General features: G+C 54.3%; 11 protein-coding genes. 1 reads left to right on the top strand and 10 read right to left on the bottom strand.

The window, feature by feature from the left end:
- Positions 1–167 precede the first annotated feature (167 nt).
- The 9 genes from alaS to OCV69_RS15700 all read right to left on the bottom strand — a co-directional run bounded on the left by alaS (position 168) and on the right by OCV69_RS15700 (position 12,280).
- On the bottom strand, positions 168–2,807 hold the full coding sequence (alaS, locus tag OCV69_RS15740) for an alanine--tRNA ligase (protein ID WP_158360231.1): 2,640 nt from the start codon (positions 2,805–2,807) through the stop codon (positions 168–170).
- A gap of 288 nt (positions 2,808–3,095) precedes the next feature.
- A complete protein-coding gene (locus OCV69_RS15735; protein ID WP_158360232.1) occupies positions 3,096–3,974 on the bottom strand; it encodes a lysozyme inhibitor LprI family protein in 879 nt (292 codons plus the stop codon).
- Between the two features lie 162 nt (positions 3,975–4,136).
- Positions 4,137–4,616: a ribonuclease HI gene (gene rnhA, locus OCV69_RS15730; protein WP_158360233.1), complete on the bottom strand. Its 480-nt coding sequence runs from the start codon at positions 4,614–4,616 to the stop codon at positions 4,137–4,139.
- A 27-nt stretch (positions 4,617–4,643) separates the two neighbouring features.
- Positions 4,644–6,245 carry an MBL fold metallo-hydrolase RNA specificity domain-containing protein gene (locus tag OCV69_RS15725; RefSeq protein ID WP_158360234.1) on the bottom strand — a complete coding sequence of 534 codons (1,602 nt, stop codon included), beginning with the start codon at positions 6,243–6,245 and terminating at the stop codon, positions 4,644–4,646.
- Positions 6,246–6,317: 72 nt separating this feature from the next.
- Positions 6,318–7,790 (bottom strand): stage IV sporulation protein A, encoded by a 1,473-nt coding sequence (gene spoIVA, locus OCV69_RS15720; protein WP_158360235.1) that lies wholly within the window; start codon positions 7,788–7,790, stop codon positions 6,318–6,320.
- Positions 7,791–7,858: 68 nt separating this feature from the next.
- A complete protein-coding gene (locus OCV69_RS15715; RefSeq protein ID WP_158360236.1) occupies positions 7,859–8,869 on the bottom strand; it encodes an NAD(P)H-dependent glycerol-3-phosphate dehydrogenase in 1,011 nt (336 codons plus the stop codon).
- A gap of 17 nt (positions 8,870–8,886) precedes the next feature.
- Positions 8,887–9,522 (bottom strand): glycerol-3-phosphate 1-O-acyltransferase PlsY, encoded by a 636-nt coding sequence (gene plsY / locus OCV69_RS15710; protein WP_022273968.1) that lies wholly within the window; start codon positions 9,520–9,522, stop codon positions 8,887–8,889.
- A gap of 3 nt (positions 9,523–9,525) precedes the next feature.
- Positions 9,526–10,851: a ribosome biogenesis GTPase Der gene (gene der, locus OCV69_RS15705; protein WP_022273967.1), complete on the bottom strand. Its 1,326-nt coding sequence runs from the start codon at positions 10,849–10,851 to the stop codon at positions 9,526–9,528.
- 28 nt (positions 10,852–10,879) lie between these two features.
- Positions 10,880–12,280, bottom strand: a complete 1,401-nt coding sequence (locus OCV69_RS15700) for a DUF512 domain-containing protein (protein ID WP_158360237.1) — start codon at positions 12,278–12,280, stop codon at positions 10,880–10,882.
- 211 nt (positions 12,281–12,491) lie between these two features.
- Between OCV69_RS15700 and OCV69_RS15695 the strand changes: the two genes are divergently transcribed.
- Positions 12,492–13,685 carry a ribose-phosphate pyrophosphokinase gene (locus OCV69_RS15695; protein WP_022273965.1) on the top strand — a complete coding sequence of 398 codons (1,194 nt, stop codon included), beginning with the start codon at positions 12,492–12,494 and terminating at the stop codon, positions 13,683–13,685.
- A gap of 78 nt (positions 13,686–13,763) precedes the next feature.
- Here the strand turns inward: OCV69_RS15695 and OCV69_RS15690 are convergent, their stop codons facing one another.
- Positions 13,764–14,051 (bottom strand): DUF6506 family protein, encoded by a 288-nt coding sequence (locus OCV69_RS15690; protein WP_022273964.1) that lies wholly within the window; start codon positions 14,049–14,051, stop codon positions 13,764–13,766.
- Positions 14,052–14,142: the final 91 nt, after the last annotated feature.

The raw sequence follows: 14,142 nt of genomic DNA, 5'->3' as shown, positions 1-14,142 counted from the left end.
TCTCACTGAAAAAGAAATCAACAATCTTTTTCAGAACTGTATCCTCCTGGACTCCTGAGTACTATGTTTTGAGAGAAACGACGGAAGTCAGGTATCATAAATTACACATTCGTCAATAGATTTTTTTGGAATTATGAAAAATTTGTAAAAAACTGGCTGATGCCGGGTTATCTTACCTGGGATTCCACCGTTTCGGCCACCTTTGCCAGGGCCTCGTCCACGCCTGCGGGGTTCTTACCGCCGGCCTGGGCCATATTGGGACGGCCGCCGCCGCCTCCGCCCACCAGACCAGCAATGGCCTTGATGAGGTTTCCGGCATGGGCTCCCGCCTTCTGGGCTCCGTCTGTGGCTGTGGCCACCAGGTTCACCTTGCCGTCCAGGACGGAAGCGATGACGATGACGCCCTCGCCCAGCTTTTCTTTTAACTGGTCACCCAGGTTCCTTAAGCCGTTCATATCAACGCCGTCGGCGCGGACAGCCAGGACCTTCACGCCCTTTACTTCCTGCACCTGGTCCATCACGTCGCCCATGGCCTCCTTGGCAAGCTTGCTCTTAAGCTTCTCATTTTCCGAATGGAGGGCCTTGATCTCCTCTAACATAGCCTCGATCTTTGCAGTCAGGGCACCCGGAGTCGTTTTGGCTGCTGCTGCCGCCTCATGGAGCTCCTTTTCTGTTTCGGCATAATGGGCCATGAGTCCGTCGGAGGTCAGCGCCTCGATCCTTCTTACTCCGGCTGCGATCCCTGCCTCGGACAGGATCTTAAAGGAGCTGATGGAGGAGGTGTTGGCCACATGGGTCCCGCCGCAGAGCTCTGTGGAGAAATCGCCCATCCTTACTACGCGGACCGTCTCTCCGTACTTCTCGCCGAACAGGGCCATGGCGCCTGTCTTTTTCGCATCCTCCAGGCTCATTTCGTCAGTCACAACAGAAAGTCCCGCATGGATCTCTTTATTTACGATCTCCTCCACCTGTCTGATCTCCTCGGGAGTCATGGCGGAGAAATGGGTAAAGTCAAAGCGGAGACGGTCCCTGGTCACTAAAGAACCAGCCTGCTCCACATGATCCCCGAGAACGGTCCGGAGCGCCTTATGGAGTAAGTGGGTGGCACTGTGGTTTCTGGCCGTTAAGGCGCGGTTTTCCTCATCCACCTTTAAGGTCACGGTATCGCCGGTCTTGAACATTCCCTTTGTCATTACTCCCACGTGGCCTACCTTGCCGCCCTGGAGATGGATCGTGTCCTCCACGGTAAATTCGCCGTTTTCCGATACGATCACGCCGGTATCGGCCTGCTGGCCTCCCATAGTGCCGTAAAACGGGGTCTCCTCCACCAGGATGGTTCCCCTCTGGCCGTCCGTAAGGGCTTCCACGATCTCGTCCTCTGTGGTCAGCACTGTAATGGCTGAATCATGGACCAGATGGTCATATCCCACGAATTTTGTGGTGACTGCCGGGTCGATGGACTGGTAAACGGTCACATCTGCGCCCATATAGTTGGTGGTCTTTCTGGCCTTTCTGGCTTTTTCCTTCTGCTCCTTCATGCAGGCGGCAAAGCCCTCTTCATCCACCTGGAAGGACCTTTCCTCCAGGATCTCCTTTGTAAGATCCAGCGGGAAGCCGTAGGTATCATAAAGCTTGAAGGCGTCTGCGCCGGAAAGGGTATCCGAGCCGCTCTTTCTCATCTCCTCTTCCATATCGGAAAGGATGGCAAGGCCCTGGTCGATGGTCTTATTGAACTTGTCCTCTTCCTCTGTAAGGACCTTAAAGATCATCACCTTCTTCTCCTCCAGCTCCGGATATCCGTCTTTGGATAATGCGATCACTGTATCGGAGAGGTTGGCTAAGAACTTTCCTTCGATCCCCAGCTTTCTCCCATGGCGGGCAGCCCGGCGTAAAAGCCGGCGGAGCACATAGCCGCGGCCTTCGTTGGAGGGCATGATGCCGTCGGAGATCATAAAGGTACAGGATTTGATATGGTCGGTCACGATCCGCAGGGAAACGTCAGTTTCATAGTCCTTCTGGTATTCTTTTCCGGCCAGCTGGCATACCCGGTCTAAAAGCGCTTTGTTGGTGTCGATGGTGAACAGAGAATCCACATCCTGGACCACAACGGCCAGACGCTCTAAGCCCATGCCGGTGTCGATGTTCTTCTGGGCCAGCTCCGTATAATTTCCATGGCCGTCGTTCTCAAACTGGGAGAATACGTTGTTCCATACCTCGATATAGCGGTCGCATTCGCAGCCTACGGTACAATCCGGCTTTCCGCAGCCATACTTTTCTCCCCGGTCATAATAGATCTCGGAACAGGGGCCGCAGGGGCCTGCGCCGTGCTCCCAGAAGTTATCCTCTCTTCCAAAGCGGAAGATCCTTTCTGCGGGGACACCGATCTCCTCGTTCCAGATCTTAAAGGCCTCTTCATCGTCCAGGTAGATGGACGGATAGAGCCGGTCGGGATCCAGTCCCACCACCTGGGTCAGAAACTCCCAGGACCAGTGGAGGGATTCGGTCTTAAAATAATCTCCAAAGGAAAAGTTTCCCAGCATCTCAAAGAAGGTGCCGTGGCGGGCGGTCTTTCCGATATTCTCGATATCGCCTGTACGGATACACTTCTGGCAGGTACATACCCTGCGCCTGGGCGGGATCTCCTGGCCGGTAAAATAGGGCTTTAAGGGAGCCATACCGGCATTTATAAGAAGTAAGCTGTTATCATTATGCGGAACGAGGGAGAAGCTCTTCATTGCCAGATGGTCCTTGCTCTCGAAAAATTCAAGGAACATTCTCCTCAGTTCATTCACACCATATTTCTGCATGGTCTTTTGCCTCCTGGTTACTGTTTATTTCTTCTGTCTCTGAATTTTTTTCCGCAGACAACGCCAAAGAAAGCGGCGGCCCCAAGGATCAGGAACTTTCCTGCGGTTTCTATAAAAGCAGCGAATAATGCGGTCATAGACTCCTCCTTTTCCGGCTGTCTTTCAGATTCAGACGCCTGTGCTTTGATAAATGGCACATTGATATACGATATATCATAATCTTAAATCCCCAGATATGCAAGAAGAAAATTTAAATTATAAAAACCGGGGCCATGATCTCCCCGGTTTTTATTCTGAAGCCGCCCCGTCCGGCATCCGCTCCAGGATCTCTTCATATTCTTCCATCAGTTCGTAGCACCGGACCCGCGTTTCCTCCGCCATGGCCCTTCTGGACTCCAGGGTCTGGTTCTGGGGGACTGGGGAGGCTTCCGCAGCCCTGGCGGCCGCCTGGTCCCTTTCCTTCATCCATTCCAGCTCTGCAATACGCAGCGTCTCCGCTTCTTTTTCAGTCATACGGGCCCGGATGGAGCCGTATACCAGGTTCAGCTCCTGGTCCCACAGGGTCCAGAGCTGCTCTGCCGCCGCATAGGCGGAAATGGCGTTTTCGTCCTTAACGCTGCCCTGGTACTGCCAGGACAGCTCCCTGGCCTTCTCCAGGCGGGCGTCCAGCTCATCCTTTGTAAATACGGTCTTTGCCTCCATGGCTTCCTGGCCGGAAGCCTCCACTGCCTCCGCAGGCGCCGCCGGATCCAGAGGAGATTTTACCGTTTCCTCCACAGCCGCATCCGCTTCTGCGGCCACCTGGATCCCGGCTTCAGCTGCCTCCTCCTGTTCCGCCTCTTCAGCGGCTGTCTCCGGGGATTCCAGAGCCGCACGGGCTCCCGGAGCCAGATTCCCCGGTTCCTTCCCTCCGGCTGCCTGGGGGGCTTTTCCCCCCTTTCCCCGGACGCCTGCATCTGCCTGGTCCATCAGAGCCTTTAGGGAAGCTTCCGGTACGGATGCTTCCCTGGGCACAGATATCTGTGCCCCGCGGGCCTCGGTTTCCGTCACGGCCGCCATGGCGGCCTCTGTGCTCTCCCTCACAAAGCTGCTGGTGACGCTGGTGGTAAAGATCCCGGCGGCCAGGATGCACAGGATTGTGAGCCACATTCCATTCCGTCTGTTCATATATCAAACTCCATTCGGTATGACCTTCGATCTCTGGTCTGCTTTATGAAATAAAGATAACACAAACGGAACCACTTGTGAACACAAATCGCAAATTAGTAATATTTTGTAAGATTATCGTAACTTTTTCCACAGATCCGGCATCACAGCCGGTCGTTCAGACTAAGCTTCCAGCCCCGTATCCGTCAGTAGGCCGCTTCCGTCGGCCGCCGCAGTGGCCAGCCGGTCGCATCTTTCATTCTCCGGATGGCCGTCGTGGCCCTTGACCCAGAAAAAAGTGACCACATGGGGCTCCATGGCCTTTAAAAGCCTCTTCCATAGGTCCGAATTCTTCACCGGTCCGCTTTTGGGCCGGTTCCAGCCATGCTTCACCCAGCCGTCGATCCACTTCTGGTTGAAAGCGTCCACCAGATACCGGGAATCGGAATAAAGCTCCACCTCACAGGGCCGGTTTAAGGCCTCCAGCCCTGCAATGGCTGCCATCAGCTCCATCCGGTTGTTGGTGGTCTTCACATATCCGGCGGACAGCTCTTTTTCATGGAGCGTGCCCTCCTTGTCCACAAACTGGAGGACAGCTCCGTAGCCGCCCGGCCCGTCGGGGTTTCCGCGGGCCGCGCCATCTGTGTATAACGTTACTTTCATGAATGATCCTTTCCTTCCGCCAGCCCTTTACAGATCCCATTTATCGCAGAGGGCATTGACGTCTGCTGTAAATTTCTTTATGTCTTTATTGGCACATTCCCGGTTCTTCCGGATCACCCGCATCAGGCGCTCGCCTGCGGCCACAAGAAGCTCAAAGATGGTCCGGTTCTCCTTCTGCCGTTCTGTCTCCCTGCGGAGGGGAACGCCCACAGTCTGTTTAAGCCATGCTCCTGCGGCCAGGTCGTAAACAGAGCCGGAAAACGGGGCCGCAGTCTCAAACCCATAGTCTGTGTGGAGAAGGCCGGCAAAGCTGGTGCACACATCGTCGTCGCCGTGGACCAGGAATACCTGGGACGGCTTTTCCTTAAAGGCCGATACCCATGTGATCAGTCCGTTCATATCTGCATGGCCGGAAATTCCGTCCAGCTTTTCGATATGAGCCTCCACATCGATGGTCTCACCGAACAGCTTCACCACCTGGGCTCCCTCCAGAAGACTCCGCCCCAGGGTCCCCACAGCCTGGTAGCCGGCAAAGAGGATGGTACATTCGGGCCGCCACAGGTTATGCTTTAAGTGGTGGCGGATACGGCCGGCATCGCACATGCCCGCCGCGGAGATGATCACCTTGGGCGTCATATCAAAGTTGATGTTTTTGGAATCCTCGCTGGTGATGGAAAGCTTAAGACCTGGGAAGCCGATGGGGTTGATCCCCCGGTTCACCAGATCCATGGCCTCTTCATCGTAGCATTCCATGATGTTTTTTGTAAACACCTGGGTGGCCTCCACTGCCAGCGGACTGTCCACATAGACCTCAAAATCATCATGGCCCTTTATGAGCTTTTCTTCCTTGATCTTTCTCATGAAATACAGGATCTCCTGGGTACGGCCCACGGCAAAGGCCGGGATCACCAGGTTGCCGCCCCGGTCCAGGGTCTCCTGGAGGATCTGGGCCAGCTCTTCGATGTGCTCATGGGTCCGGTCATGGGTCCGGTCGCCGTAGGTACACTCCATGACCACATAATCCGCTTCGTCAATATAGCTGGGGTTTTTGATCAGCGGCTTATTCTTGTTTCCGATGTCGCCGGAGAACACGATCTTCTTCTCCACCCCCTCTTCCTCCATCCATACCTCGATGGAGGCAGACCCCAGAAGGTGGCCCACATCGGTGAAGCGGATCCTGAGGCCGTCGGTGAGGGTCAGCACATCTTTGTAATGGCAGGGGACAAAATGGGTCAGAACGCCTTGGGCGTCGTTTATGGTGTAGAGAGGCTCCACCTCCTGCTTACCGGCACGCCTGGCCTTCCGGTTCTTCCATTCCGCCTCCATTTCCTGGATATGGGCGCTGTCCTTTAACATAATGTTGCACAGATCGCAGGTGGCCTGGGTGGCAAAGATCTGTCCCCGGAAGCCCTCTGCATAGAGCAGCGGCAGAAGTCCCGTATGATCGATGTGGGCGTGGGTGATCAGGATATAATCCACATCCGGGATCGCAAACGGAAGTTCTGCATTTTCATAAACATTTCCCCCCTGCTCCATTCCATAATCGACCAGGATCTTTTTTCCACATGCCTCCAGGCAGTGGCAGCTCCCCGTCACTTCGTGGTTGGCGCCAATGAATGTCAATTTCATAGAACCCCTCCTGTCGTTTGTATGGTACCGGTCAATGACCGCTTTTAAATAGTTACATAATTATATCACTTTTCAGATAATAATGCAAATCATTCCTCCATTGCTGTCATTGATTATTTTCTGAAGGGTATCCTGGAGCTTTGCCTGGCAGTCCTCAGTCATCTGGGAGATCTTGGCCTCCATGCCGTCCTCCACGATCTGCTCCACGGATTTCCCGAATATGCTGGTCTCCCATACCCCGTCCTCCTTCTGGGCGCTTTTCTTTATGTAGGCGATCAGATCCCTGGCCTGCTCCTCGCTCCCCACAATGGGAGCGATCTCCGTCTCAATGTGGGCCTTGATCAGATTGATGGACGGGGCCTGGGCATGGATCTTGATGCCGTATTTATTGCCATGGCGGATCAGCTCCGGTTCCTCTAAAACGATCTCCGATCTATGGGGCATGACGATGCCGTAGCCCCTGGCCCGCACCTGGCTTAAGGCGTTTTTTACCTTCTCATATTCGCTCTCCATGGACGAAAGCCTGGCCATGGTATGGAACAGCTCATATTCATCCCGGACAGGGACTCCGGAAAATTCGCTGATGACCTTAAAATAACATGCTTCCTCTGTTTTCACCTGGATCTCCACGGTTCCGTCGGCCATCTCCATCCGGCTGACCGTCATTTCCCGGATCCCCTCTCCCGCCGGAGCCAGGTTTTCTCCTCCCACATCCTTCATCTGGTCTGCCTTCTTTAAGATCTCCCTGGCGCTTTCAATGGCCGCGGCCTTTAAGGGATGGTCCTCTGGAAGGATCTCCATCCACCTGGGGATATGGAAGCGGAGCTCCGTCACAGGAAACTCTTTTAAGACTGTGGCCAGGATAGCCTCCACATCCTCCCGCTTCAGCTGCTCACAGTTCATGGGAAGGACTGTGACCCCATGGTCCTTTTCCAGTCTTTCCGCCAGTTCTCTTGTCTCCTCCGCATAGGGCCTGGCAGAGTTTAACAGCATCACAAAGGGCTTCCCGATCTCCTTTAACTCCCGGACCGTCTCGTTTTCCGCCTCCAGATAATCATTCCGCTTCAGCTCTCCGAAGGAGCCGTCGGCCGTCACTGCGATCCCGATGGTGGAGTGGTCCCGGATCACCTTCCTGGTCCCGATCTCCGCAGCCTGGGTAAAGGGGATCTCATGGTCATACCAGGGCGTTTTCACCAGCCTCTCCTCTCCGTTCTCCTCATGTCCGGCCGCCCCCTCCACCATAAAGCCCACGCAGTCCACCAGCCGCACCCGGGCCGTGATCCCGTCCTCCAGGGCGATCTCCGCCGCCTCCTTGGGAATAAATTTCGGCTCCGTGGTCATGATGGTCTTTCCAGCGGCGCTCTGGGGCAGTTCATCCCGGGCAATGGCCTTCAGATGGCCCTCCGGCAGCTTCGGAAGCACCATCAGCTCCATAAACCGTTTGATGAACGTGGATTTTCCCGTGCGGACAGGTCCGGCCACGCCGATGTAGATCTCTCCGCCCGTCCGGGCTTCAATGTCTTTGTATACCTGAAAATTGTCCATGAAAATACCCCCTTTTTATACTACCAGAGTATATGCAAAGGGGGTTTTTCACAGAACTGGAAAAAAGCCTATTCCTCCCAGGGAAGGGAGGTATTCTCGATGCGTCTGTCCCGCATCATCAGATCGGTCACCGCGTCTTTCGCGGGTTTTCCTTCAAACAGCACCTGGTTCACAGCTTCCACAATGGGCATGGGAACGCTGTATTTTTTTGAGAGGGCCAGGGCTGCTCTGGCTGAATATACGCCCTCCACCACCATCTGGACCTCCTTCATGGCCTCCTCCATGGTATAGCCCTTACCAATGAGGATCCCGGCCCGGCGGTTCCGGCTGTGCATACTGGCGCAGGTCACGATCAGGTCTCCGATGCCTGTAAGCCCGGCAAAGGTCTGGAAGCTGCCTCCCATGGCCATCCCCAGACGGCTGATCTCTGCAATGCCGCGGGTGATCAGGGCAGCTTTTGTATTATCCCCGTACCCCAGGCCGTCGGCAGCTCCCGCCGCCAGGGCCACCACATTCTTTAAGGCAGCCCCCACCTCGATGCCAAGGACGTCCGGGCTTGTGTACACCCGGAATACAGGGCTCATAAAGGCGGACTGGACGGCCTCCGCGATCCTTTTCTTCCTGGAGCCTGCCACACAGGTGGTGGGAAGGCCGCGGCTCACCTCCTCCGCGTGGCTGGGGCCCGAAAGGACCGCCGGCTCACACTGGGGGATCTCCTCCTGGATGATCTCCGTCATGGTCTTTAAGGTATCCTCTTCAATTCCCTTGGCCACATCCACGATGATCTGGCCCTGGGGGCAGAATTCCTTCATCCGCCGCGCCGTGGACCGTACAAACACCGACGGGACCGAAAGGACCAGCATATCCTTTTCCTTCATGGCCTCCTCCAGATCCGCCGTATAGCGGATGGAATCCGGAAGCGTCACCTCCGGAAGGTTTTTATGCTTGTGGGTGGAGCGCATCTCCTCGATCTCCTGCGGGATCGCAGACCATAAGTCCACCTGATGACCGTTATTATTTAAAAGCACTGCAATGGCGGTTCCCCATGTACCGGAACCGATCACACCGATCTTTCCCATAAGTAGTTCCCCTCCTGTTATTTTTCCTTATTTCCCCACAATTTATTTTCTGTGCCCTTCAGAAGCCTCCTTATATTGGCTCTGTGGCGCCAGATGGCCATGACCATAAGGACTCCGGCCACCGCAAAGAATTCCATCCGGTCTCCCTCTGCCACTGCATAGTCCCCCCGCAGGCCGAAGAACACCATCTGGATAAAGAAAGCAGTCACCACCAGGATCGAACCCAGGGACACGTATCTGGTGAGGATCACCGCCCCCAGGAAAAGAGAGGCGCACACCAGGGTCACCCGCCAGTCCATGGACACCAGGATCCCGGCCATGGAGGCGATCCCCTTTCCGCCTTTAAAATGCAGATAGAAGGGGAAATTGTGGCCAAGGACCACCCCCAGGCCCGCATAAAGGACGTACAGGTCCACGCTGGGGTCTCCCTTCATCACCAGCCGCACCAGCAGGCAGGCAAAAACCGTCTTCAGGAAGTCTCCCATAAATACCAGCAGGCCCGCCTTTTTCCCCATGACCCGCAGCGCATTGGTGGTGCCGGAATTGCCGCTGCCATACTGTCTGATATCGATATGGTGCATTTTTCCATAGAGATATCCGGTCTGAAACAGGCCGAACACATACCCCGTCAGAAGACATAAGATCCTTTCCATGGTCTACTCCTTTTCCTTCCGTTCCCGGATGATGAATTTTAAGGATGTGCCCCGGAAGCCAAAGGCCTCCCTTATCTTGTTTTCCAGATATCTGGTGTAAGAGAAGTGCATCAGTTCCTTGTCGTTGACAAATACCACAAAAGTGGGCGGCTTTACAGATACCTGGGTCACATAATAGATCTTTAACCGTTTTCCCTTGTCCGACGGGGGCTGCTGCATGGCCACAGCCTCGGTGACGATCTCATTTAAGACGCCGGTGGCCACCCGCAGGGTCTGGTTCTCCCGGACCATGTCGATCAGGTCAAAGAGCTTCTGCATCCGCTGCCCCGTGAGAGCTGATACGAACACATACTCTGCATAAGGCATATAGGCCAGGGTCTCCTTGAGCTTATTGGTATATTCATAGATGGTCTTGTCTGTTTTTTCGATGGCGTCCCACTTATTGACCACCACGATGATGCCCTTTCCCCGGTCATGGGCGATGCCTGCGATCTTGGCATCCTGCTCTGTAACGCCCTGGGTGGCATCGATGACCATTAACACCACGTCGGCCCGGTCCACAGCCGTTACCGTGCGGATGATGCTGTACCGCTCGATATCCTCTTTTACCTTGCTCTTTCTTCTGAGACCTGCCGTATCGATGAATACGTATTCGGTGCCGTTATGGATCACCTCCGTGTCCACAGCATCCCTGGTGGTGCCTGCAATATCAGAAACGATCACCCGGTTTTCGCCCAGCATCTTATTGATGATGGAGGACTTGCCCACATTGGGCTTGCCTACGATGGCTACTCTGGGACGGTCGTCCTCTTCGTCGTCGTACTGGTCTGGAGTAAAATGCTTTGCCACCTCGTCCAGAAGCTCTCCCAGGCCCAGCCGGGAGGCTGCGGATACGGGGACGGGATCCCCGATGCCCAGGTTATAGAATTCATATACGTCGTTTCCGAACTTTTCAAAGCTGTCCACCTTATTGACCGCCAGCACCACAGGCTTTCTGGATTTTCTCAGCATGTCCGCCACCTTGGAATCGGAATCCACCAGGCCCTGGCGCACGTCCACGATGAAAATGATCACATCGGCCGTATCAATGGCGATCTGGGCCTGCTCCCGCATCTGGGCCAGGATGATGTCGCTGGAATCCGGCTCGATGCCGCCGGTGTCGATCAGCGTAAAGGAGTGGCTCAGCCAGGTGCAGTCTGCGTAGATCCTGTCCCTGGTCACTCCCGGGGTATCTTTTACAATGGAAATGGCACTGCCGGCCAGCACATTGAACAGCGTGGATTTTCCCACGTTGGGGCGGCCAACAATGGCTACGATTGGTTTGCTCATATTGATCTCCTTTTTATGGATGGTTTTTCTACGAAAGGACCTCTCCCTCTTCGGAAAGGTTCAGGTCCTTCATGGACGGCTCGTACATGCCGTGCTCCGTGGTCTGCTCCTCGGCAGCCTCCCGGTCCAGGATGGCTGAGAGCAGATCATATCCGCCTGATTTTACTATATTTATAGGGATCTGTAAAGCGGCTTCCGCCTGGGTCCTGGTCATATCGTCCAGGAATACCTCCTCTCCGCTTTTAAACATCACCGATGGAAGCAGCAGGCGGCTCCCCAGGGGCTTTCCCTTAAGCTGGGCCACCAGATCCTGGCCGGTGATAAGGCCTGCCACGGTGATCATCTCTCCGAAAAAGTCATTGCGGATCGGATAAAGATGGATCTTTCTTCCCGGGTATACCTCCGCCATCCGGTCCAGCAGACGCTTCAGATAGGGATACGGCAGGAAGCCCGTGGCCATGGAAAGCTCCTCCGCCTTCCCATCGTCCTCTTTTTCTCCCAGGGCATCCATAAACTCCTCATACAGGAGCCGGATCATCCCCACGCCGTTTTCCAGCTGGATATAGCCGTCATAGCGGCTTTCCTCCGGAAGCTCCCTTTCTGCTAAAATATACCACTCGTCGCTGGCATGGATAAAGTGGAGCTTATGTTTTTCATACAGCTTTTTCTGCCACTCCTCGATCAGATCGATGACCTGGCAGGCATCCTCCTTCGTAAAGGGCTCCAGCGGATACAGGCCGTCCCGGAATTTAGAAAGTCCCACGGGGACCACCGACACGCTCTGCATATGGGGCGCATAAGCGGCCAGCCGCTCGATGGTGTACCGCAGCTCCTCCCCGTCGTTGACCCCCTTACAGAGAACGATCTGGCCGTTCATCTCCGTCCCGGCCTCATAAAGGCGGTCGATCTTTTTTAATGCCTCTCCGGCAAAACGGTTATTGAGCATCCTGCATCTGAGCTCCGGGTTCATGGTCTGGACCGAGATGTTTATAGGGGACAGGTGGAACCGGATGATCCGGTCAATGTCCCTGTCGCTCATGTTGGTCAGTGTGATATAGTTTCCCTGGAGAAAGGAGAGCCTGGAATCGTCATCTTTAAAATAAAGGGTCTCCCGCATTCCCGGCGGCATCTGGTCGATGAAGCAGAAGATGCATTTATTCCGGCAGGAGCGGTATTCGCTCATAAGGCCGTTTTCAAAGGTAAGGCCCAGATCCTCTCCGCCGCTTTCGATCTCCAGCTCCCATTCCTCACCGTTTTTTTTCTGTACGGTCATGACGAAGCTTTCGCTGTCCGTCATATAGTCATAGTCAAAGATATCCTCGATCTCTTCCCCGTCTATGGTAAGCAGCACGTCTCCCGGCTCCAGCTCCAGCTCTTCGCCAATGGAGCCCGGGGCCACCGCCGTTATTTTATGTCCTTTGTTTTTCAATTTCAATCCCCTTCCGGCAGTATCCTCAGCCGGTATCTGCCTTCTCCATCATACCAATCTTCCGCAGATTTGTAAAGAAATGATGTTCTTTTTTCTAAAATAGGCCGGCGGCTATTGACGAAAATCATCGAATAATGGTATAAATGATATGAGTGAAAGAATGTCCCATTCCTGGGACAGGAAAAATGGTAAAAGCGGAGGAATCTTTGACATGTCGAATCAGTACGTTTTCAATGACCGTCTTCCCATCGCGCCGTTAAAGATCGCGGCTCTGGAAAGCTGTCAGGACCTTGCGAAAAAGGTCAATGACCACATTGTAAACTTTCGTCGCAACGATACAGAGGAGTTAATGCGCAGACAGCAGGACCTTCAGTACCGTGGCTACGATGTGGACTCTTATCTCCTGGACTGCGCCTGCCCGCGCTTTGGCAGCGGCGAAGGCAAGGGTGTCGTCAGAGAGTCTGTGCGCGGTACAGATGTGTTTGCCATGGTGGATGTGACCAACCACTCCCTGACCTACAAAATGTCCGGTTATGTGAACCATATGTCTCCGGATGACCACTACCAGGATCTGAAGCGTATCATCGGCGCCTGTGCGTCCACTGCCCACAGGATCAACGTGATCATGCCGTTCCTTTACGAAAGCCGTCAGCATAAGCGTACCCACCGGGAATCCTTAGACTGTGCCATGGCCTTAGAGGAGCTGGTAAGTATGGGCGTTTCCAATATCATCACCTTCGACGCCCACGACCCGCGGGTACAGAATGCCATCCCCCTGTCCGGCTTCGATAACTTCATGCCCACCTACCAGTTTGTAAAGGCCCTGTTCAAGCATGACCAGTCCTTAAAGATCGATAAGGACCATCTGATGGTCATCAGCCCCGACGAGGGAGCCATGAACCGCGCCGTATACCTGGCCAACAACCTGGGCGTGGATATGGGTATGTTCTATAAGAGACGTGACTACTCCAAGGTCATCAATGGCAGGAATCCCATTGTGGCCCACGAATTCCTGGGCAGCTCCGTGGAAGGAAAGACCGTGATCATCATCGACGACATGATCTCCTCCGGTGAAAGCATGCTGGATACCGCAAAAGAGTTAAAGGAAAGAAAGGCTGCCAAGGTAGCCGTATGCTGTACCTTCGGACTCTTCACCAGCGGCTTTGATAAATTCGATGAGTTCTATGAAAAGGGCTATATCGACAGCGTGGTGACCACCAACTTAAACTACCGGGCTCCGGAGCTGTTTGAGCGTGAATGGTATGTGGAGGCAGATATGAGCAAATATATCGCCGCCATCATCAACTCCCTAAACCACGACGTATCCATCAGCAGCGCCCTGTCACCCACAGACAAGATCCAGCAGCTCATTAAAAAATATAACGCCGGCGGCTTCAATCGTTAAGCAGAAGCCAGTATATAAAACCGGTACGTTTAGAAATAACGGGGATCCCGCGCGGGATCCCCGTTTTCTGTCCGGATCTTATTTTCCGGCAAACGCCTTCCGGTATACGTCATCCTGCTCTGGAAGGTGGGTCACATATCCCACTGGGATCCGGTTCCCGGTGGCTTCGATCACTGCCCGGGCGCCCTCTTCCCGGAATGCACCACAGAGCTCGATGCAGTCGATCCCCTCTTCCTCCAGTCTTTTTGCAGTCCGGGCCGCGTCCTCAAGGTCCGAAACGCCAATGATCCGGGCCGTTCCATTGTGGATCACCGCCTGGTCCTCCCTGCTGTCAAATTTCCCCATGATCAGAAATGCAAATCTCATACTGGTCCCTCCTCGTATAATAAGTTTGTAAGCAAGAAAACAGCTTACAGACTTATTCTTTTTTTTGGTATAAATGGTAAGGATTTCTACG

This window comes from Alitiscatomonas aceti, from assembly GCF_025567195.1.
Taxonomy (GTDB): domain Bacteria; phylum Bacillota; class Clostridia; order Lachnospirales; family Lachnospiraceae; genus Alitiscatomonas; species Alitiscatomonas aceti.
This window is presented reverse-complemented; position numbering and strand designations above follow the sequence as displayed.